19 protein-coding genes are annotated in these 20,956 nt (G+C 72.4%); 8 read left to right on the forward strand and 11 right to left on the reverse strand.

The window, feature by feature from the left end:
* The first annotated feature begins 116 nt into the window (after window positions 1-116).
* Complete coding sequence (locus tag BX285_RS27575; RefSeq protein ID WP_121178567.1) at window positions 117-2,015, forward strand: NAD-binding protein; 1,899 nt, start codon at window positions 117-119, stop codon at window positions 2,013-2,015.
* 89 nt (window positions 2,016-2,104) lie between these two features.
* On the opposite strand, the gene BX285_RS27580 is transcribed toward BX285_RS27575, so the two are convergent.
* The 3 genes from BX285_RS27580 to BX285_RS27590 all read right to left on the reverse strand — a co-directional run bounded on the left by BX285_RS27580 (window position 2,105) and on the right by BX285_RS27590 (window position 4,967).
* Complete coding sequence (locus BX285_RS27580) at window positions 2,105-2,890, reverse strand: enoyl-CoA hydratase (RefSeq protein ID WP_097235425.1); 786 nt, start codon at window positions 2,888-2,890, stop codon at window positions 2,105-2,107.
* A gap of 147 nt (window positions 2,891-3,037) precedes the next feature.
* On the reverse strand, window positions 3,038-4,132 hold the full coding sequence (locus BX285_RS27585; protein ID WP_121178568.1) for an enoyl-CoA hydratase/isomerase family protein: 1,095 nt from the start codon (window positions 4,130-4,132) through the stop codon (window positions 3,038-3,040).
* A 145-nt stretch (window positions 4,133-4,277) separates the two neighbouring features.
* Window positions 4,278-4,967 carry a TetR/AcrR family transcriptional regulator gene (locus tag BX285_RS27590; protein WP_121178569.1) on the reverse strand — a complete coding sequence of 230 codons (690 nt, stop codon included), beginning with the start codon at window positions 4,965-4,967 and terminating at the stop codon, window positions 4,278-4,280.
* A gap of 111 nt (window positions 4,968-5,078) precedes the next feature.
* Here BX285_RS27590 and BX285_RS27595 point away from each other — a divergent pair, with 111 nt between their 5' ends.
* The gene (locus BX285_RS27595; protein WP_121178570.1) at window positions 5,079-5,852 is read left to right on the forward strand and encodes an SDR family oxidoreductase; all 774 of its coding nucleotides are present in this window, start codon (window positions 5,079-5,081) and stop codon (window positions 5,850-5,852) included.
* 164 nt (window positions 5,853-6,016) lie between these two features.
* Here the strand turns inward: BX285_RS27595 and fahA are convergent, their stop codons facing one another.
* The 5 genes from fahA to BX285_RS27620 all read right to left on the reverse strand — a co-directional run bounded on the left by fahA (window position 6,017) and on the right by BX285_RS27620 (window position 12,377).
* Entirely contained in the window at window positions 6,017-7,246 is a 1,230-nt protein-coding gene (gene fahA / locus BX285_RS27600) for a fumarylacetoacetase (RefSeq protein ID WP_121178571.1), read from the reverse strand.
* On the reverse strand, window positions 7,243-8,211 hold the full coding sequence (locus BX285_RS27605; protein WP_220783983.1) for a hypothetical protein: 969 nt from the start codon (window positions 8,209-8,211) through the stop codon (window positions 7,243-7,245). Before BX285_RS27605 ends, fahA begins: the two co-directional genes overlap by 4 nt.
* On the reverse strand, window positions 8,208-9,413 hold the full coding sequence (locus tag BX285_RS27610; protein WP_097235420.1) for a homogentisate 1,2-dioxygenase: 1,206 nt from the start codon (window positions 9,411-9,413) through the stop codon (window positions 8,208-8,210). Before BX285_RS27610 ends, BX285_RS27605 begins: the two co-directional genes overlap by 4 nt.
* A gap of 51 nt (window positions 9,414-9,464) precedes the next feature.
* Window positions 9,465-10,679 carry a 4-hydroxyphenylpyruvate dioxygenase gene (gene hppD / locus BX285_RS27615; RefSeq protein WP_097235419.1) on the reverse strand — a complete coding sequence of 405 codons (1,215 nt, stop codon included), beginning with the start codon at window positions 10,677-10,679 and terminating at the stop codon, window positions 9,465-9,467.
* A 264-nt stretch (window positions 10,680-10,943) separates the two neighbouring features.
* The gene (locus tag BX285_RS27620) at window positions 10,944-12,377 is read right to left on the reverse strand and encodes a phosphoribosyltransferase family protein (RefSeq protein WP_121178572.1); all 1,434 of its coding nucleotides are present in this window, start codon (window positions 12,375-12,377) and stop codon (window positions 10,944-10,946) included.
* A 303-nt stretch (window positions 12,378-12,680) separates the two neighbouring features.
* Here BX285_RS27620 and BX285_RS27625 point away from each other — a divergent pair, with 303 nt between their 5' ends.
* Genes BX285_RS27625 through BX285_RS27640 form a run of 4 tightly spaced genes read left to right on the forward strand, consistent with a single transcriptional unit; the run spans window position 12,681 to window position 14,483 of the window.
* On the forward strand, window positions 12,681-13,088 hold the full coding sequence (locus BX285_RS27625; RefSeq protein ID WP_121178573.1) for a hypothetical protein: 408 nt from the start codon (window positions 12,681-12,683) through the stop codon (window positions 13,086-13,088).
* Window positions 13,085-13,495, forward strand: a complete 411-nt coding sequence (locus tag BX285_RS27630) for a hypothetical protein (RefSeq protein WP_121178574.1) — start codon at window positions 13,085-13,087, stop codon at window positions 13,493-13,495. Before BX285_RS27625 ends, BX285_RS27630 begins: the two co-directional genes overlap by 4 nt.
* Before the next feature lie 47 nt (window positions 13,496-13,542).
* A complete protein-coding gene (locus BX285_RS27635; protein ID WP_121178575.1) occupies window positions 13,543-14,208 on the forward strand; it encodes a cupin domain-containing protein in 666 nt (221 codons plus the stop codon).
* 53 nt (window positions 14,209-14,261) lie between these two features.
* On the forward strand, window positions 14,262-14,483 hold the full coding sequence (locus tag BX285_RS27640) for a hypothetical protein (RefSeq protein ID WP_097235414.1): 222 nt from the start codon (window positions 14,262-14,264) through the stop codon (window positions 14,481-14,483).
* 161 nt (window positions 14,484-14,644) lie between these two features.
* On the opposite strand, the gene BX285_RS27645 is transcribed toward BX285_RS27640, so the two are convergent.
* Window positions 14,645-16,732 (reverse strand): ATP-binding protein, encoded by a 2,088-nt coding sequence (locus BX285_RS27645; protein WP_121178576.1) that lies wholly within the window; start codon window positions 16,730-16,732, stop codon window positions 14,645-14,647.
* A 350-nt stretch (window positions 16,733-17,082) separates the two neighbouring features.
* Between BX285_RS27645 and BX285_RS27650 the strand changes: the two genes are divergently transcribed.
* On the forward strand, window positions 17,083-17,718 hold the full coding sequence (locus tag BX285_RS27650; protein WP_259470813.1) for a response regulator transcription factor: 636 nt from the start codon (window positions 17,083-17,085) through the stop codon (window positions 17,716-17,718).
* Between the two features lie 141 nt (window positions 17,719-17,859).
* Here BX285_RS27650 and BX285_RS27655 read toward each other — a convergent pair whose 3' ends face one another.
* Both BX285_RS27655 and BX285_RS27660 read right to left on the reverse strand, forming a co-directional pair.
* Window positions 17,860-19,575: an acyl-CoA dehydrogenase family protein gene (locus BX285_RS27655; RefSeq protein ID WP_121178578.1), complete on the reverse strand. Its 1,716-nt coding sequence runs from the start codon at window positions 19,573-19,575 to the stop codon at window positions 17,860-17,862.
* A gap of 120 nt (window positions 19,576-19,695) precedes the next feature.
* Window positions 19,696-20,253 carry a PadR family transcriptional regulator gene (locus BX285_RS27660; protein WP_097235410.1) on the reverse strand — a complete coding sequence of 186 codons (558 nt, stop codon included), beginning with the start codon at window positions 20,251-20,253 and terminating at the stop codon, window positions 19,696-19,698.
* 232 nt (window positions 20,254-20,485) lie between these two features.
* Here BX285_RS27660 and BX285_RS27665 point away from each other — a divergent pair, with 232 nt between their 5' ends.
* Complete coding sequence (locus BX285_RS27665) at window positions 20,486-20,956, forward strand: SPW repeat protein (RefSeq protein ID WP_257032310.1); 471 nt, start codon at window positions 20,486-20,488, stop codon at window positions 20,954-20,956.

Genomic DNA, 20,956 nt, shown 5'->3' on the forward strand with positions numbered 1-20,956 from the left:
CCCCAGCCTCTTCGCACCGCCGCCGGACCGCGTGCCGGATACCGCCGTTCGAGGGATTCGCCGCAGTCGCCGGAACGACATCCTCCGGACACTCGCCGTCGATATCATCCGGCGGTATGACTTCTGAAGGGTGGGGGACCCCTCCGGTCGAGCCGATCTGCCAGCACTACATCGTCTGCGGGGGCAACGCGCTGGCGCACCGGCTGATCCTGGAACTCGTGGAGCACTACGAGGTCCCGGTCGTCGTCCTGGTCGCCGACCGGACCCGCGACCACGCGCCGCAGATCGAGCAACTCGCCGGAGTCGCGGCCGTTGTGGAGTACACCAGCATCACCGACGAGGCTCTGCGCGCGGTGTCCATCGGCACTGCCCGCGGCCTGGCCCTGGTCGAGGGAAGCGACCAGGAGAACATCCACGCCGCGCTCAGCGCGCAGAACCACAACCCCGACATCCGCATCGTGTTCCGGATGTTCAACCAGCGGCTCGGCGAGAACATCGAACGGCTGCTCAAGAACGGCGCCGCACTCTCCGGCTCCGCCACCGCCGCCCCGGCCTTCGCGGCCGCCGCGCTCGGACGCCCCAACTCGGTCGAGGTCGACGGGCGTTACCTGCACATCGCCTTCGACGACGCGATCACCTCCGACCGACTCTGCGTGGTCGCCGACCAGATCGACCGGCAGGACCTCAGCAAGATCCGGCTGCTGCCCGAGCAGCAGGGCGACTCGGCCGAATTCGTCCGGCTCGCCCGCGAGTTCGGCGACGACGGACCGATCCGGCCCGGAGGCTTACGGCGCGAACCCGAACCCGAACCCGAAGCCTCGATGGACGCTGACACCGAAGCCGGTACCGAAGCCGCCGCCGCCGATGCCGCCGCCGCCGACCCCGACACGGCCGACCCCGTAACGGAACGGGAACCGGGCGGCACCGCCGCGCTGCAGGTGCTGCGGATCGAGCCACGGGAACCGATCGGCTGGCGGCGGCGGTTGCGTTGGCGGCTGCTCGACACCATGCGCTTCTTCACCAGCGCCCGGATGCGGATGGTGTTGCTCACCGCCCTCGCGGCCGTGCTGATGGCGTTCGGCGTGCTCTGGTACCTCAACCGGGACTTCGGCTGGACCGTCTACATCTCGCTGCTCGACCTGGCCGGGGCCGCCCAACCGGACCAGCCCTCCGACATCGCCGCCGGTACGGGCACCGGCGGCCTCTGGCAGCGGGTCGCCCAGGTGGTGATCACCATCTGCGGGATCACCTTCGCGCCGGTGGCCACCGCCATCGCGGTCGAGGTGCTGGGCTCGGGGCGGCGCGGGCAACCGCGCAACCCCGGGGCGGGTACCCGGGACCACGTGATCGTCGTCGGACTCGGCAACGTCGGCACCCGGGTCGCCACCCAACTGCACGATCTGGGCGTGCCGGTGGTGTGCATGGAGCGGGACCCGCAGGCGCGCGGCATCGCCGCCGTCCGGGCGCTCGGGATCCCGGTGGTGATGGGCGACGGCCCGTTCGAGCAGCAGCTGCGCCGGGCCAGGCTGAAGCACAGCCGGGCACTGGTCGCGGTGAGCGGCGACGATGCCACCAACCTGGAGGCCGCGCTGGAGGCACGGCACGGCAATCCCGAAGTCCGGGTGGTGGTGCGGCTGTTCGACGACAACTTCGCCGGGCACTTCTACAAGACGCTGGACAACGCGGCCTCGCGGTCGGTCTCCTACCTGGCCGCGCCCGCCTTCGCGGCAGCGCTGATGGGGCGGGAGGTGCGCGGGACGCTGTCGGTGTTCCGGCACGTGCTGTTGATCGCCGAGTTGACGGTGGAGGACGGCAGTGGGCTGATCGGCCTGAACCGGCACGACCTGGAGGACCCCGGCGGCGTCCGGGTGATCGCCGTCCGCCTCGCCCGCAGCGCGCAGGTGCAGTGGAACTTCCCCGACCGCACCCGGCAGCTCGCCCCGGGCGACCGGATCGTGGTGGCCGCCACCCGCAGCGGGCTCGCCCGGCTGAACACGGCGGCGGTGGAGGAGTGAGCCGGCGGGGCGGGTGACGACCTACAGCTGACAGCCGACAGATTTCAGATGATGAAATCTGTCAGCTGTCAGCTGTTATCTGTCATCTGTCAGCGGTTGGTGAAGGACGGCGGGCGCTTCTCGGCGAAGGCGGCCATGCCCTCCTTCTGGTCCGCCGTGGCGAAGGTCGCGTGGAAGAGTCGGCGCTCGAAGCGGACGCCCTCCGCCAGGGTGGTCTCGAAGGACCGGTTGACGCTCTCCTTGAGCGTGATCGCCGCCGGGGTGGACATCGCGGCGACGGTCTCGGCGGTGGCCAGCGCCTCCGCGAGCAGCTGGTCGGCGGGGACGATCCGGGAGACCAGGCCCGCTCGCTCGGCCTCCTCGGCCCCCATCATCCGACCGGTCAGGCACAGCTCCATCGCCTTCGCCTTGCCGACCGCCCGGGTTAGCCGCTGCGAGCCGCCGATGCCGGGGATGACGCCGAGCTTGATCTCCGGCTGGCCGAACTTCGCGGTGTCCGCCGCCAGCAGGATGTCGCACATCATCGCCAGCTCGCAGCCGCCGCCCAGTGCGAAGCCGGCGACGGCCGCCACCACCGGCTTGCGCAGCGCGCCGAACCGGTCCCACGGGCCCAGCCAGTCGTCCAGGTAGACGTCCGGGAAGCGGTTGCCCTGCATCTCCTTGATGTCGGCGCCGGCCGCGAAGGCCTTCTCCGAGCCGGTGATCACCAGACAGCCGATCTCCGGGTCCCGGTCGAAGGCGGTCGCGGCCGCGACCACCTCGTTCATCAGCTGGGTGTTCAGCGCGTTGAGCGCCTTGGGCCGGTTGAGCGTGATCAGCCCCACCCGGCCCTTGCGCTCGACCAGGATCGTCTCGTAGGTCTCGGTCTCGGTCATCGCCGTCGACTCCCATTCCGCTGCTCGGCGCCGCGCGGGCGCGCCCTGACCACCCAACGATCTACGACGTGCCCCGCCTCGCGCCAGTCTTGACATGCGAGACGCCGGTCACGAGCCGTCGACCCGGGATATCGACCCGGGACGTCGTCAGGCCAGGCCCAGCTCGTCGCCCTCGCGCGGCGCGAGGAAGCGGGCGACGTCGGCCTCCGTCACCTCGGCGAGGGTGGCGGGCTCCCAGCGGGGGTTGCGGTCCTTGTCGATCACCTGGGCGCGAATGCCCTCGACCAGGTCATGGCCGTCCAGCGCCGCGCAGGAGATGCGGTACTCCTGGTCGAGCACGGCCTCCAGGGAGGGCAGCGTACGGGCCCGGCGCAGCGCGGCCAGGGTGGCCTTGACGGCGGTGGGGGAGTTGCCGAGGACCAGCTCGGCCGCCTCCTTCGCCTCCGGGACACCGGAGTTCAGCAGGTGCTCGACGATCTCCTCGACGGTGTCGGCCGCGTAGCAGGCGTCGATCCAGGCGCGCTGCCCGGCCAGGGCGGCGGGCGGCGCGGGCTCGGCGTGCGCGGCGACGACGGCATCGACGGCATCGACGGCGGTGACCGGCGTGGCGGCCGTGGGCAGGAGGTCGGTGGCGGCGGCGCGGGTGAGGGCGTCGAGCAACTCCGGTATCCGCGCGGAGGGCACGTAGTGGTCCGCGAACCCGCACAGCAGCGCGTCGCCCGGGCCCATCGAGGCGGAAGTGAGACCGAGGTGGAGGCCCAACTCGCCCGGGGTGTGGGCGAGCAGGCGGCTGCCGCCGACGTCCGGGACGAGGCCGATCCGGGTCTCCGGCATCGCGACGGTGGAGCGCTCGGTGACGATCCGGACCGCGCCGTGGGCGGAGAGGCCCACGCCACCGCCCATCGTGATGCCGTCCATCACCGCGACGTACGGCTTCGGGTAGCGGGCGATCAGCGCGTTCAGCAGGTACTCGTCACGGAAGAACGCCCGGGTGCCGGCCCCGCCCGCCTTCGCGTCGTCGTGCATCGCGCGGATGTCGGCGCCCGCGCACAGGCCGCGCTCGCCCGCGCCGGTCAGGACGACGACGCGCACCCGGTCGTCGGTGGACCAGGCGTCCAGGGTCGCGCGCAGGGCGGTGATCATGCCGTGGGTCAGCGAGTTGAGCGCCCGCGGGCGGTTCAGCACGATCCGTCCGACGCTGCCGTCCAGGAACGCCTGGACCTCCGCCACCTCTGCGTTCATCGAGCCCGCTCCCGTTCCTCGGTGATGTCGACTCCGGCCGTGCACGTCCGTGTCCACCGTACCGGGGGCGGTGCGCAGTTGTGATCACCGGGCCGGGCTCCGGGGGGAAAGGAGGGGTGACGCCCCTCGGTCGACCCGGTCCGGCTCAGGGCCAGGCGCGCAGGGCGAGTTCGGCGGTGCGGGCCAGGTCGTCGGCGGTGGCGCCGTCCCGGGCCTGCTGCGACATGCCCTGGATGACGGTGGCGAGATAGCCGGCCAGTGCCTTCGGGTCCGCCTCGGGCGGCAGTTCGCCCTCCTCCACGGCCCGGCGCAGCCGCGCTTCGAAGACCCGCTGGTTCTCGTTGCGCAGTTCGCGCAGCCGGGCCTGAATGCCGGCGTCCTGTGCGGAGACGTTGGTGGCGGCGGAGATCACCAGGCAGCCGGCCGGGTGGGACGGGTCGGGGTAGATGGCGGCGGCCTCGCGCAGGATGCGGGCGAAGGCTCCGTACGCGGTGGGCTCCTCCGCCAGCGCGACCGCCGCGAACGCGCCGACGGGCGAGCTGCCGTATGCGCGGACGACCTCCTCGAACAGCGAGCGCTTGTCGCCGAACGCCGCGTACAGGCTGCCCGGGCGCATGCCCGTGGCGGCCGTCAGGTCGGTGACGGAGGTGGCCTCGTAGCCGCGCTCCCAGAACAGCCGGGTGGCTGCGGCCAGGGCCTCGGCACGGTCGAAGGTCGGCGGGCGGCCGCGCCTGGGGCGGGCCGGGGTGGCGGGGCCTGTTCCGTGGGCGGGGCCCGGGTCGGGGGCGGCCGTCGCGCCGTCGGTCGCCTGTGCTCCTGCCGTTGCCTCGGTCATGCGTTGAATTTTAGAGCACTCACTCAAGAAGTGCGTGCTAGGTTATTTCTTGAGCGATCGCTCAATAATTATCGGGATGCAACGCCGATTGCGACAGGAGGAGGATCTGTCTTGGGCGCGTACGGACTTCGGGACAGGACGGCGCTGGTCACGGGCGGTAATAGGGGGATCGGCCGGGCGATCGCCCGCCGGCTCGGACGGGACGGCGCCACCGTGGCGGTCGGCTACGCCCGCGACGCGGCGGCGGCCGAGGAGGTGGTGGCGGGCATCCGCGCCGACGGCGGCCGGGCGTTCGCGGTGCGGGCCGAGCTCGGCCGGCACGGCGACGCGGCCGCACTGTGGGACGCCTTCGACGCCGGCATCGGGGCGCACGCCCCGGGCGGCGGGGTGGACATCATCGTCAACAACGCCGGGATCGGCCGAAGCGCGGACCTCGGCGCGCTGACCGAGGAGCAGTTCGACGAGCTGTTCGCCGTCAACGTCCGTGCACCGTTCTTCGTGGTGCGGCACGGATTGGAGCGGCTGCGGGACGGCGGCCGGATCGTCAACATCTCCAGTGGTGCCGCACGGCTGGCGATGCCGGAGATCATCGCCTACGGCGCGACCAAGGGGGCGCTGGACACCTTCACCCTCAACCTCGCCAAGCAGCTCGGGCCACGCGGGATCACCGTGAACTCGGTCGCCCCCGGCATCGTGGACACCGACGTCAACGCGGGCTGGCTGCGCGGAAATGCAGAGGCGGAGGCCTACGCGGCCTCGGTCGCCGCGCTCGGCCGGGTCGGGCAGCCGGAGGACATCGCGGACATCGTCGCCTTCCTCGCCTCCGACGACGCGCGCTGGGTGACCGGACGGGTCATCGACGCCACCGGCGGCGCGGGGCTGTAGGCGCGCGGGCGCGGGCGCGGGGCGAGGGGCGCGGGGCGCGGGCGGGAAAACAGATGACAGCCGACAGATGATGAAATCTGTCGGCTGTCATCTGTCTTCTGTTATCTGTTCTCCGTCAGCCGTCAGCCGTCAGCCGTCAGCCGTCAGCCGTCAGCCGTCAGCCGCTACCCGCGCACCCGCCCGGTCACCTCGCCGAAGCCGACCACGGCCCCGTCCGGGCCGGGCGCGGTGGCGGTGATGGCGACCTCGTCGCCGTCCTCCAGGAAGGTCCGGGTCGTCCCGTCCGCGAGCTTCAGCGGCTCCTCGCCGTTCCAGGTCAGCTCGATCAGCGCGCCCCGGGTGTCCGGCTCCGGCCCGCTGACCGTCCCCGAGGCGAACAGGTCGCCGGTGCGCAGCGAGGCGCCGTTGACGGTCATGTGGGTCAGCTGCTGCTGCGCCGTCCAGTACATGGTGGCGAACGGCGGGCGGGACACCAGGTGTCCGTTCAGCCGGACTTCCATGGCCAGGTCCAGGCCCCACGGCTCGCCGCCCCGGTCGTCCAGGTACGGCAGTGGCTCGACGTCGCGCTCCGGCGGGGTGACCCGGGCGTGCTGCAGGGCGTCCAGCGGGACGATCCACGGCGAGATCGAGGTGGCGAAGGACTTGCCGAGGAACGGGCCCAGCGGCACGTACTCCCAGGCCTGGATGTCGCGCGCCGACCAGTCGTTGAGCAGGCAGACGCCGAACACGTGCTCGCGGAAGTCGTCCAGCACGACCGGCTTGCCCAGCTCGGACGGCGTGCCGACGACGAAGCCGACCTCGGCCTCGATGTCCAGCCGCCGGGACGGCCCGAAGCCCGGTGCCGGGTCGGTGGGCGCCTTGCGCTGCCCGTACGGCCGCACCACCGGCGTGCCGGAGACCACGACCGTCCCCGCCCGCCCGTGGTAACCGATCGGCAGGTGCTTCCAGTTGGGCGTGAGCGGCTCCGAGCCCGGGCGGAAGATCCGGCCCAGGTTGGTCGCGTGGTGCTCGGAGGCGTAGAAGTCGACGTAGTCGGCGACCTCGAAGGGGAGGTGCAGCTCGACCTCGTCCACCGGCAGCAGCGCCGGCGACAGCGCCTCGCGGAAGGACTCGTCCGTGAGCCAGGTCGTCAGGTCCGCCCGCACCCGCGTCCAGACCGGACGCCCCGCCGCCATCAGCGGGTTGAGCGAGTCCGCGTCCAGCAACGTGGACGGCGCGCCGACCGCGCGGGCGGCCGCCCCGGCGTCCAGGACGAAGTCCCCGACGCGCACGCCGATCCGGCGCCGCCCGGGCTGGTCGGCGGCGGTGAAGACGCCGTACGGCAGGTTGTGCACGCCGAACGGCGAGTCCTGGGCGCTGGCGAGCCAGCTGCGGGGGCTTCCGGCGGTGGTCAACGGTCCTCCTGGGGCAGTGGACTGGGCGACGACAGCAGGCCGAGCGCGGCCAGGTCGCCCAGGGGTTCGGCGATGCTGCAGGTGCCGAACGCGGTGAACGAGTTGCGGATCACCGTAACCTGACGATCCGTCAGTGCACGTACCGCCTTGGCCAGTACCTCGCCGTCGCGCTCCGCGAGCACCGCCGCGGCCGCGGCCGCGTCGGTCTCCTGCGCGGCCAACAGGACGTTCAGGAAGCCGTGGTGCTCGAAGCCGGTCTCCCGGTCGGTGTGCCGGACGGCGTTGTGCAGCCCGGCCGTGCACTTGTACGGCAGTCCGCGCCGCGCGCAGCCGGTGAGGAAGGCGGCCAGCTCCTGCTCGTCCGGGAACGCCTCGGCGATCAGCCCGCCGGTGCGGAACTTCGCCCGGTACGCGCTGTCCACCAGGACGTCCAGGACGGCGTCCAGCCCGTCCCCGCGCAGGAGTTCGCGCGGCAGTTCGACGGCGGCCGGGACGTCCGGCGGGAGCAGGCGGTCCAGCTCGGCGACCGCCTCGGCGGCGTCCCGGGTGGCCAGCTCGACGCCGGCCAGCTCGAACGGCGCGGCGGCGGCGAGCGCCGGGGCGAGCTCGGTACTGCCCCCCGGCAGTACGAGCCCGACCCTGAACCGCGCGCCGCCCGTCACCGGACCGCCCGTCACCGGACCGCCCGCTGCAGCCGCGCCGCCCGCTGCAGCCGCGCCGCCCGCGGCCGCCGCGGCCAACTCGCCCAGCCGACCCGGCCCGCAGAGGAACGGCCCGACCGCCTCGGCGTACCAGGCCGCACGGTGGGCGCGGTGCGCGGGCACCGCCTCGGCGACCGGCAGGTTCCCCGGCGGGAACACCGCCGCATCGTCGAAGAGCCCGCGGAACAGCTCCGGGATCGCCCCGGCGTCCGGGACCAGGCCCCCGGCAGCGGGGATCGCATCCCCGGTGGGCAGCGTGCTCATCGCCCGGGCCCCCGACCGGCCCAGGTCCAGGCGTAGTTGCCGTCCTCGCTGGCCCGGCCGCCCTCGCCGAGTTCCAGCGGGCGGAAGGTGTCCACCATGACGGCGAGTTCGTCGAAGAACTCCACGCCGATGCTGCGCTCGTACGCGCCCGGCTGCGGCCCGTGGGTGTGACCGCCGGGGTGCAGCGAGATCGAGCCCTGGCCGATGCCCGAGCCCTTGCGGGCCGCGTAGTCGCCGCCGCAGTAGAACATGACCTCGTCGCTGTCCACGTTGGCGTGGTAGTACGGCACCGGGATCGACAGCGGGTGGTAGTCCACCTTGCGCGGGACGAAGTTGCAGATCACGAAGTTCTGGCCCTCGAACACCTGGTGGGCCGGCGGCGGCTGGTGGATCCGCCCGGTGATCGGCTCGTAGTCCCGGATGTTGAAGGCGTACGGGTACAGGCAGCCGTCCCAGCCGACCACGTCGAAGGGGTGGTGCGGCACGGTGTAGCGGGTGCCCGAAATCCCCTGCGGGCCACGGTGCTTGACCAGCACGTCGACGTCGCCGGGAGCGTCCTCGACCAGCAGCGGGCCGACCGGTCCGCGGAAGTCCCGCTCGCAGTACGGCGCGTGCTCCAGCAGCTGGCCGTACTTGGACAGGAAGCGCTTGACCGGGGTGATGTGGCTGTTCGCCTCGATGCAGTACGCGCGCAGCGGCTCGTCGCCGGCCGGCACCCAGCGGTGGGTGGTGGCGCGCGGGATGAGCACGTAGTCGCCCTGGCCGACCTCGATCGAGCCGAACACCGTCTCGACCGTGCCGGAGCCGGACTCCACGTACACGCACTCGTCGCCGAGCCCGTTGCGGTACAGCTCGCTCGGGGCCCCGGCGGCGACGTACGAGATCCGCACGTCGCCGTTGCCGAGGACCAGCCGGCGGCTGCTCACGACGTCGGCGGACTTCCACTCCTGGCCCGCGAACAGCTCGTGCAGCTTGAGGTGGCGGGGGAGGAGCGGGTGGTTGGGCACGGTGGACTGGTCCGGCAGCTCCCAGGGCACCGCGTTGACCACGGCCGAGGGGATGCCCCGGTGGTAGAGCAGCGAGGAGTCCGAGGAGAACCCCTCCTCGCCCATCAACTCCTCGTAGTACAGCCCGCCTTCGGGGGTGCGGTGCTGGGTGTGCCGCTTGGGCGGGATGCTGCCCAGCTGCCGGTAGTACGCCATCTCCGTGGTCCTCCTCGACCGTCCGTCAGAGCTCTCCGACGATCACGACACTCACAGGTTGCCGCGTCGGTCCTGCTCGCGCTCGATCGACTCGAAGAGCGCCTTGAAGTTGCCCTTGCCGAAGCCGAGCGAACCGTGCCGCTCGATGAACTCGTAGAAGACGGTCGGACGGTCGCCGATCGGCTTGGTGAAGATCTGCAGCAGGTAGCCGTCCTCGTCGCGGTCGACCAGGATGCCGCGCTTCTTCAGCTCCTCGATCGGAACGCGGACCTTGCCGATCCGCTCGCGCAGCTCCGGGTCGTCGTAGTACGCGTCCGGGGTGTTGAGGAACTCCACGCCGCGCGCCCGGAGCACGTCCACGGTGGTGAGGATGTCGTTGGTGGCGAGCGCCATGTGCTGGCAGCCGGGGCCGGTGTAGAACTCCAGGTACTCGTCGATCTGGGACTTCTTCTTGGCGACGGCCGGCTCGTTGAGCGGGAACTTCACCCGGTGGTTGCCGCTGGCGACGACCTTGGACATCAGCGCGGAGTACTCGGTGGCGATGTCGTCGCCGACGAACTCGGCCATGTTCACGAAGCCCATGACGCGGTTGTAGAACGCCACCCACTCGTCCATGCGGCCCAGCTCGACGTTGCCGACGGCGTGGTCGAGGGCCTGGAACAGGCGCTTGGGCGAGCCCGCCGGGTGGGTCACCTTGCTCTCCGCGACGACGTAACCCGGCAGGTAGGGGCCGTGGTAACGGGAGCGGTCGATCAGGGTGTGACGGGTCTCGCCGTAGGTGGCGATGGCCGCGCGGCGCACCGTGCCGTTCTCGTCCGAGACGTCGTTCGGCTCCTCCAGGACGGTGGCGCCGGAGGCACGGGCGTGCTCGATGCACTTGTCGACGTCCGGGACCTCCAGGGCGAGGTCCACGACGCCGTCGCCGTGGCGGCGGTGGTGGTCCAGCAGCGGGCTGCCCGGCTGGACCCCGCCCTTGATCACGAAGCGGCAGGAGCCGGAGCGCAGCACGTACGCCTTGCGGTCGCGGCGGCCGGTCTCCGGGCCGGAGTAGGCGACCAGCTCCATGCCGAACACGACCTGGTAGAACTGGGCCGTCTGGGTGGCGTTGCCGACCACGAAGACGACCGCGTCCTGGGCCGTGACCGGGAACGGGTCGGCGGCGGCGTCGTGCTCGACCAGGCCGACGAGGCGGCGCAGCTGGTCGGCGTCAAGACCGGCCTCGCGCTCCTCGGGGGTCAACTCAAGGGCGTGGGACTGCGTGGTCATCGCTCGTTCCTCCACTTCGGGCCTCGGCTTTGAGGCTCCCGCTGGATCGCGACCGCACCGCGGATGGGTGGGCGGTGCGGTTGCGGAGAGCTTGCTCCTGTCGGGATGGTTGGGCAACAGGTCGGTTTTTCACTGCTCAATGTGTACAAGCTGGCCAGGAATTCCTGCGTTGCGCTGCGCAAATTGCGCTGCCTATCGGGGGTGACGCACGAAGTCTGCGCAATCGGCGTCGACGGGTCGTCCACGGATCGGTCCACGGATCGGTCACGGGTCGACGGTCGCGGACCCGGGCTCGGGGAGGTGGCGCAGGAACCAGTCCCGGGCCAGCTCAGCGACCTCGTCGAGGGCTCCGGGCTCCTCGAACAGGTGGGTCGCGCGCGGCACCACCGCCAGTTCCCGCTCGCAGCGGAGCCGGCGTGCGGCCCGCCGGTTGAGGTCCAGGACGGTGACGTCCAGGGCGCCGACGACGAGCAGCGTCGGGGCGCTCACCCGGCTCAGCTCCTCGGCCCCGGCGAGGTCGGGGCGGCCGCCCCGGGAGACCACGGCGCGCACGGCCGGGCCCAGCTCGGCGGCGGTGTGCAGCGCGGCGGCGGCGCCGGTGCTGGCGCCGAACAGGCCGAGCGGCAGGCCGCGGGTCTCGGTCACGGCCGCGGCGGCGGATTCGGGTGCGGCCTCGGGTTTGCTGCCCGTGTTCAGCTGTCGGGCGACGGCGGTCAGCCGAGAGCCCAGCAGCGCCACGTCGAACACGTTGCGCCGGTCCGCCTCCTCGGCCTCGGTGAGCAGGTCGAACAGCAGTGTGGCGAGCCCGGCGCGGTTCAGCCGGTCGGCGACGTACCGGTTGCGCGGGCTGTGCCGGCTGCTGCCGCTGCCGTGCGCGAAGACCACGATGCCGAGCGCGCCGGCCGGTACGGTCAGCCGGCCCGCGAGCCGGACCCCGGCGGCGGGCAGCACCAGCTCCCGGTCCACCCCCGCGGCCGTCCCGGACGTCGCCCTCGCCGCCGTCGTCGTCGCTGACGCCGCCGCTGGAGCCGCTGCCGCACTGTCGTGGGCCTCGGCGAGCAGCCGCAGCACCTCCTCGTCCTCGGTCTGCGAGAAGTCGGCGTAGAACTCCCCGATCGCGAAGAACGGGGACGGCGTGCTCACGCAGACCAGCTCGTCGGCGACCTCGTCGAGGCGGTCGATCCAGTCCCGGGGTGCCACCGGCACGGCCAGCACCACCCGGGCCGCACCACGCTCCCGGACGATCCGGCACGCCGCCCGGGCGGTGGAACCGGTGGCGATGCCGTCGTCCACCACGACCACGACCCGGCCGCGCACGTCCGTCGGCGGGCGGTCGCCCCGGTAGCGACGGGCCCGGCGCTCCAGTTCGACGCGCTCGCGCCGCTCCACCTCGGCCAGCTGGTCGTCGGTGACCGAGGCGAGCCGGATGACCTGCTCGTTCAGCACCCGGACGCCGCCCTCGCCGATCGCGCCCATGCCCAGCTCGGGCTGGTAGGGCACGCCGAGCTTGCGGATGACGCAGATGTCCAGCGGAGCGCCGAGCACCGCCGCCACCTCGGCGGCCACCGGCACGCCGCCCCTCGGCAGCGCCACCACCACGGTGTCGGGGCCGCTCAGGTGCCCGAGCCGGGCGGCCAGCCTGCGGCCCGCGTCGGTGCGGTCGGCGAAGGGGGTGAAGTGTGTTCCGGTGACGTGCATGACACGGCCTCCGGTTCCACCGTACGTCCGTACGTCCTTGTGCGCGGGGCCGTCCGACGGGATCGCGAGTGGGATCGCGGCCGGGATCACGAGTGGGATCGCACGTGGGATCGGGCGTGGGATCGGGCGTGGGATCGGGCCGGGACCGACCGGGATCCGGCCCGGGATGCGAGTGGGCTGCGGACGGGATCCGGACGGGATCCGGACGGGACGGAACCCCCGTGTGGACGGGACAACGGGCGGCGCACGGTGGGTCACAGAGGCGGACCGCAGGGCCCGCCGGAGACCGGAAGGAGCGCCGAAATGCCGGGCACCGTCATCACCGACCTGCGCCGACGAGGCGCCGTCGACCCCGGCCGCCTGCTCGCGGGCCCGCTGCGCGGCGTCGGCCTGCAGCGGCTCGAACCGGGCCACCGCACCGAGGTGGCCGCCGACGGCGTCGAGCACGCGCTCTACGTCACCGCTGGCTCCGGGCTCGCCGAACCGCCGGAGAACGCGGTACGGCCGGACGCCGCCGCGAACGACGACCAGCCGTACGACCCCGAGCCGCAGGACTCCGGCATCCCCCTCGTGGAGGGCACCGCCGTCGTCCTCCCGCTCGGGAGCCGGACCGTCCTCACCGCCGGCACCGCCGGGATGGAGTACTTCCACGCCGTCCTGACCGTCCCCGCCGGCCGCCCCATCCCGTCGAGCGGAGATGAACCCGCATGATCGTCACCACCGACACCGGCGCTGCCATGGTCGTCCTCGGCCCGAACGGCGAACGCGTCCGGATCCGCTCGCTGGCGCGGCGCTCGATGCTCACCAGCGACTGCGAGGCCTTCGACCACCTGCGGCTGAGCCCCGGCGCCCATCACGTGCTGACCGGCCGGCCCGACGCCGAGACCGTCCTGCACGTGCTGCGCGGCGCCGCTGTCGTCGGACAACTCTCCGACGAGACCGACCACTTGGCCTCCGAGGGTGACCTGTTGCTGGCCCGCCGCGGCCGGACGCTGCACCTCGAAGCCGGGCCGCTCGGTGCCGAACTGCTCTGCCTCACCCTCGCCGTCCCCCGGCACAACGCCGGTACCCGGGCCGCCCTGGCCAGGCGCCGCGCCGCCCGCCGCGACCGGCCCTGAACCCCACCCGTCGCGGATCGCCCGTCCCCCGTCCCAGGAGACCAGAAGTGATCGTCGTCCCCGTCGCCGTCCCCCGCACCGCGCCCGTCCTCCGGCGGTTGATCGACCCGGAGCAGCGGCCGTCCGTCCGCGCCGGGCTCACCGTCGAGACCCTGCCGCCCGGTGTCCGTCTCGACCAACTCCCGTACGGGTCGGCCGAGTCGGTGACCGTGGTGCTCTCCGGCCGACTGTCCGCAGCCGGCCGGATCCTCTCCCCGGGTGAGGCGCTGCACCACCGGCCCGGCAGCACCTGCCGGCTCACCGCCGTCCGGGGCGCACCGACCACGGTGCTCACCGTCCGGCCCACCCCGTCCCGCGCCGGCATCCCGGCCCAGCGCTCGGGCCCCGGCCCCGCCCGGGCCTGGCGCCAGGTCGAGGTGGCCACCGTGGACCTCGAACCGGGCGGCCTCTGCGGGCCGTTCGAGGAGCGGGCGGCCGACGTCTTCCTGCTGGTCCTCTCCGGGCCCGGCGTCTTCCTCGGCGAGCTCGGCGAAGTGCCGCTCTACCCGGGCGACTTGGTCTACGCCAGGGCCAAGGAGCGGTACGGCCTGCGGGCCGGATCGCACAGGCAGGTCACCGCCGTGCTGGGCCGCATCCACGCGCCGGGCGCCGAACCGGGACCGGAATGGGACGTCAAGCCCATGCGCTCGGGGCGTGTCCGTCCGCAGAGTTGAGAGTGACCGATCGACCACGACCGGTCGCCCGGAAGAAACAGGAGTACCTCCTCATGGCAACCAACACCACGACCACGGCGATCTGCGCGGCCGGCGTGCTGGGGGGCCTGATCGCGGCGGCGATGGCGCTGCGCAACGCCTGTTCCGCCTCCGCTTCGGAGTCCCGTGGCCGCCTCGCCCCGTCCCCGGTGGTGACACCGGACGGTGGTGGCGGCGTCGGCTGCAAGCTCGGCAACTGCGGAGTGCCGCCCACCCCTCCGGGGCCGGCCGCCTGATCACAGCTGACAGGTAACAGATGACAGGGAACAGATGACAGATTTCAAACTCTGTCATCTGTTCCCTGTTCCCTGTTCCCTGTTCCCTGTTCCCTGTTCCCTGTTCCCTGTTCCCTGTTCCCTGCTCCCCGTCATCCGTCCGCCTCCCCCACCGGGTCAGCTCACCGGTCGGCCGTAGCCGATCGCGGCAGGATCGCCAGCACCTGAGTGCCCCCGTTCGTCGGCAGTGCGCGAACGGTGCAGTGCCCGCCGATCTCCGCCGCGCGGTCCGCCATCGACCGCAGCCCCACTCCGCCGCCCGGCTGCTCGCCGATGTCCTCCCGGTACCCCACCCCGTCGTCCTGCACGGTCAGCATCAGGGCCTCCTCGTCCACCCGCAGCGCCACCCGCGCCGTCCGGGCCCGGGCATGCCGGAGCACGTTGTTGAGCGCCTCCGCCGCGATGCGGTAGGCCGCGACCTCCACCGCCGCGGGCAGCTCCGGCAGCGGGTCCGGCGACAGCTCCGCCGTCACGGTCAGCCCGGCGCCGCTGAAGGCGTCCGTCAGCTGCCGGACGGCCCGGGTCAGCCCGAACTCGCCGAGCGGCGCCGGCCCGAGCCGGTCGGTGATCCGGCGGACCTCCTTGATCGTCATCCCCAACCCGTCCGAGACCCCGCTCAGGGTGTCCGCGAGCCCGTCGTCCGCCGACGTCGCGGCGTTGTCCACCCGCAGCCGAAGGCCGGCCAGCGCCGGCCCGAGCCCGTCGTGGATGTCCCGCCGCAGCCACCGCCGTTCCTCCTCCCGCGCCGCGACGATCTGCTCCCGGCTGGCCTGCAGGTCCTCCTGGAGCCGCAGCGAGGCGACCGCCGGGGAGGCCTGGTCGGCGAGCGAGCGCAGGATGTCGATGTCAGTGGCCTCCAACCGCGTCTCGCCCGCCCGCAGTCCGACGGTCAACTCGCCGATCGGCAGCCCGTTGTGGACCAGTGCGAAGTCCTGGCTGTGCCCGTCCAGCCGTCCGGCGGTGGCCAGCGTCCGGCGCCCGGCCCGGGTGGTAACGGCGAGGGTGACCCCGGGCAGCCGCAACTCCTCGGCGACCGTCGCGCACAGCGTCTCCGGCAGCCGCGCCGGGTCGACGACCTGCCGCACCCGGCCCGCGAGCGTGCGCAGCACCTGGTACGGCTGCGCGCGCTCGCCGTAGTACAGCCGGTCCACCAGGGCGACGACCCGCCTGGCCGCCCGCGGCAGGGCCGCGCCGAGTGCGTACACCAGGGCGATCAGCAGTAGCGCCGCCCCGCCGCGCCCCGGCAGGAGCCAGCCGGAGAGCAGCGCGGCGGCCACCAGGAACAGTCCGGTGACCCCGGTGCCCAGCAGCAGCCCGATCAGCACGCTGCGGGCCGCCCGGTCGAGCCGCCAGCCGTGGTCCCGGACGACCAGGTACGCCACCGCGACCGCCCACACCAGCCCCGCGGCGGCGAACAGCGAGTAGCTGAGCCAGTAGTGCTCGGTGAAGTTCCGCGAGTACAGGTCCTGCATGCCGGCCCAGAACAGGTAGGCGCCGAGCATCGCCGCCACCCGCAGGCGGTGTCGAAGGACCTCGCGCCCGTCGCCCGCCCGGCGTGGACGCAGCAGGCGGGCCAGGAGGACGGCGCTCACGATCCCGACCAGGCATTCGCTGACCAGCAGGTCGTGGCCGCCCAGGGCGTCGGTGGCGGTGGCGAAGAAGTGCGCCGGCGGGTTGCCGGCCATTGGGTTGGGTCGGCCGAACTGCCGGGGGCGGTCGAGCCGTTGGGCCATCTCCGGGACCACGAACAGCGCGACGGCGCCGATGTACCACCACCAGCGCCGGGTCGTCAGCCGCCCGTCCGGCAGCCAGAGTGGGAGTACGTAGAAGATCGTCACGTTCACCGAGTTGCAGAGCGCGGCGAAGGCGGCCACGGCGCCGACGATGCCCGGGTCGGTGACCTCGACCGAGACGGGCGCCGCGGCCGCGTCCGGCAGGATCTCGGTCAACGCGTAGACCAGCAGCACCCAGCCGAGCGGGTTGCCGGGGCGGTGGGCGTGCAGAATCATGCCCGCCCCCGCGGTCGGGAGGGCGTAGATCAGGTTGCCGAGTTCGTCGCGGGGCTGGTGCACGCCCGGATCGCCGAGACGGACGAGCACGTAGCAGATCCACAGCGTCGAGGCGACGACGCAGACCGCCGTGGCGATCGCGGCGGCGGTCAGCTGTCGCTCGGCCGGCGTGCGGCGCCGGGCGGAGGTCACCGTGGTCATTGGCACCACCTCGCAGACGGGCTGGGCCGGTGGGGTCGACTCCGGTGGTGCGAACCCCCCGGCGGTACGGACCTGCGGCCGGCGGGAAGGTCGACGGCGTGAACTGAGCCGGGTTCCAGTCTCGACGGCCCGGTGTCCCGGGTGCCTGAGGCAGCGGTCTCGGATCCGGCCCCGGGCCCGGCCCCGGAACCCGCCCCGATGTCCTGCCCGGGTGTCCTGCCCCGCCCGCCACGCGGACGACTTCCGAGCATGTCACGGAAAGTAGCCAGTTCGCCGCTGGTAGTGTCGGCCGGGTGGATGAAACGCAGCCTGTGGAACCCCCGGACCCGGGCGGCACAACGCCCGTCCGTGTGCTGATCGTCGACGATCACCCCCTCTTCAGGGAGGGGCTCAAGGCGGCCCTGGAGAGCGCCGAGGGCGTCCTCGTGGTCGCCGAGGCCGAGCGGGTCGCCGACGTGCCGGAGTCGGTCGCCCGGCACCGCCCCAACGTGGTGATCATGGACCTCTCGCTGCCGGACGGCTCCGGGCTGGAAGCCGTCCGCCGGCTCGCGACCCAGGAGGCGCCGCCGCCGGTGCTGATGCTGACCATGTCCGACGACGACGGCAACCTGCTCGCCGCCCTCCAGGCGGGCGCGCGCGGCTACCTGGTCAAGGGTGCCGGGCGGGAGGAGGTGCTGCACGCCGTGCGCACGGTCGCAGCCGGCGGCGCGGTGTTCGGCGGCGAGGTGGCCGGACGGATCGCCGCCCTGCTCGCCGGGGCCAGGATGCGCGAGGCGGGGCAGCTGTTCCCGGACCTCACCGCCCGCGAGGCCGAGGTGCTGGACCTGGTCGCGCGCGGGCTGGACAACCGGCGGATCGCCCGGGAGCTGGTGGTCGCGGAGAAGACCGTCCGCAACCACATCACCCACATCTTCGAGAAACTGCACGTCGCCACCCGCGCCGAGGCGGTCGCCCGGGCCCGCGACATGGGCCTCGGCGACAGCTGAGCCGCCCGCTGGGGCGACAGCTGAGCCGTCCGCTGAGCCGTCCGCTGAGCCCGCACGCACGCCGCGACGTGCACACGTGAAACCGGGGGTGCCGGTCCGCCGACCGGCACCCCCGGGGTCCATCCGGTACCGCTGCCGCCGTTACGGCTGCATCTCGTACGCGCCCGACAGCGCCTCGACCCGGCCCCACACCCGTTCGGCGCGCGCCGCGTCCGACACCGGGCGGCGCACGTTCGCCAGCGCCCAGGCGGCCTGCTCCTCGGTGGTGGAGGCCTTGCCGTGCAGCTCGGTGGCGTGCGCGGAGAAGTCGCGGACCAGCGCGTCGAAGACCTGGTCCAGCACGTCGCGGCCCTCGTCGGAGGCATCCAGGCCGGTCAACTCGGCCTGCTCCAGCACCAGCTGGCCGTAGACGATCAGCGCGAACAGCTGGCCGATCTCCAGCAGGAAGTCCAGGTCCGCCTGCTGCTCCTTGCTCGGCGCGTGGCTGAGCAGCAACTCGCAGAAGCTGTCCGCCTGTTCGCGGAAGCGGGCGACGTTGGGCAGCTGCGCCTGGCGGTCGTAGGCGGTGCGCCAGTCGTGGAAGCGGATCGCACCGAGGCCGCGGGCCGGGCCCTGGCGGAACAGGAAGGCGTCGTCGGCGGCGTCCAGCCGGCTCGGCACCGGGGCGTAATCGGCCGGGGCGAACAGGTAGTTGCCCATGAACTTGAGGATCAGCGCCAGGTTGACGTGGACGGTGCCCTCCAGCTTCGGCAGGCCGCGGATGTCCTTCGCCGCCTTGTCGAAGTAGGTGTCCGCCTCGAAGCCCTTGGCCGCGATGACGTCCCACATCAGGTCGATGACCTTCTCGCCCTCGGTGGTGACCTTCATCTTGGTCATCGGGTTGAACAGCAGGTAGCGGCGGTCCTCGGGGGAGGCGGTGCGGAAGTAGTCCACGGCCCGGGCGCTGAACAGCTTCATCGCCACCAGGCGGACGTACGCGTCGGTCAACTCCCGCTTGACGTGCGGGAAGTCGGTGACCTTACGGCCGTACAGCACCCGGTTGTGGGCGTGCGTGACGGCCTCGTACATCGCGTGCTCGCAGATGCCGACCGAGGCGGTGCAGAGGTTGAACTTGCCGACGTTGACGGTGTTCAGGGCGGCGTCGAAGGCGGCCTGCCCGGTGTGCAGCACGTCCTCGGCGCGCACCGGGTAGTCCTCCAGGCGGAACTCGCTGACGTACATCTGGGCGTTCACCACGTTCTTGACCAGGTGGTACGCCTCGTGGCGGCTGTCGGCGGCGAAGAAGACGTAGCCCTCGGGGCCCTCGACGTCCGAGCGGCGGCCGAACACCGAGACCAGGCCGGCCACGTTGCCGTTGCCGATGTAGTACTTGGAGCCGGTCGCGGTGAAGCCGCCCTCGCCGTCCGGGGTGAGGATCATGTCGGTGGAGTAGATGTCGGCGCCGTGGGTGCGCTCCGAGAGGCCGAAGGCCATGACGTGGCCCTCCGCGAGCAGCTTGGCGGCGCGGGCCCGGGCGGCCTCGTTCTCGCTCTGCCAGACCGGGCCGAGGCCCAGGATGGTGACCTGCCAGGTGTACCAGTAGCCGAGGCCGTAGAAGCCGAGGATCTCGTTCAGCTCGGCGATCCGCGCGGTGTCCCAGCGCTTGTCGGGGTCGGCCGCCGAGGGGGTCAGGAACTCCGCGAACAGGCCTTCCTTCGCGGCGAATTCGAGGAAGTCGGCGTACCAGCTGCGGTCGATGTAGGTGTCGATCAGCGCCTTCTTGCCGCGGGACTCGAACCAGTCCACGGTCGCGCGCAGCAGCCGGCGGGTCGGCTCGTCGAACTGTGCGGGGTCGTAGGTGCGCGGGTTGAAGAGCATCGAGGGCTCCCGGGAGTCGAGGGGTTCGGGGAGGGACCGGCCACCGAGCGGTGGACCGGCCGCCGAGCAGTGGACCGGCCGCCGAGCGGTGGGCCGGCCGGCTGTTGGGACGGTCTGTCGTCAGGACGGTCGGCCGTCGCCGGCGAGCCGGCGCAGGGTGGCGAGCACGTCGTCGAGCCAGGCGAGCGTCATCCGCTCGTACTCGATGCCGCCGCGCAGCACCACGTGCTGCAGCTCCTGGCCGGCGTCGAGCGCGGTGAGGTCGGGGAAGTCCCGTTGCTCGCCGTGCAGGTAGCGGGCGAGCAGGGCGGCGTGGCTGTCGCGGTGCCGCTCGACCTCGGAGATCAGTGCAGCCGGGTCGTCGAAGGCGGCGGCCCGGATCTTGACCGCGAGTTCGTGCCGGACGGTCTCCGGTTCGACCGGTTCGCGCAGCCAGTCGGCCAGCGCGGCCCGGCCGGGCCCGGCCGCCGAGTACACCTTCTTGTCCGGACGCCCGTCCTGGGCGACCTCCTCCGCGGCGACCCAGCCGTCCGCCTCCATGCGCCGCAGCACCCGGTAGATCTGCTGGTGGGTGGCGGTCCAGAAGCGGCCGATGGAGCGGTCGAAGCGCCGGGCCAGTTCGTAGCCGGAGCCGGGCCGTTCCAGCAGCGAGACGAGGATCGCGTGCTCCAGTGCCATGCCCCGCATCCTGCTATGCAACGAGTTGCATAGGCAATGCCACCCCGCGGTGTTGAGACGCAGGTCACCGACGTGATCGGATGGTTATCGATCATTCTGGACTATCAGGTGCAAAACGTTAGAGAAGGGACAGAATGGGTACGAGGCCAAGCGCCTTTGTGGGGCAAGCCCTTCACGGGTGCCCATGAGGGGCGAGCGCCTCCCACGTTCCGGACCACAGGAGGTGGTATCGGTGGCAACCCATATCCCGACGGGCATGGAGCACCATCCGGACATCGTCGAACTACGCGAACACTACGAGCGGGTCACCTCGACCCCCCGAGCCCAGGGCATCGAAGCCCTGGCCGTACTGGCCGGCCTCTTCCTGGCGGCATCGCCATGGATCGTCGGCTTCACTGCGTTCAGCACCCTGACCGTGACCTGCCTGATCGTGGGTCTGGCCTACACCCTGCTGATGGCCGGCTACGGCACGGCCTATGAGCGCACCCACGCGAGGGCCTGGGCAGCCACCGCGCTCGGAGCCTGGACGATCATCTCTCCCTGGGCCGTCTCCGGTTCCGTCGCGCACGGTAAGAACATCGTGACCTGCATCATCGTCGGTGCCGTGATGTTCCTGCTCGGCCTCGCGGCGATCTCGATGGCCACCATGACGTCGAATGGAGCGGCAATGCGGCGCGGCCGGGCCGGCCGAGCCAGGGGCTGA

It is taken from the genome of Streptomyces sp. 1114.5, from assembly GCF_003635085.1.
Classification (GTDB): domain Bacteria; phylum Actinomycetota; class Actinomycetes; order Streptomycetales; family Streptomycetaceae; genus Kitasatospora.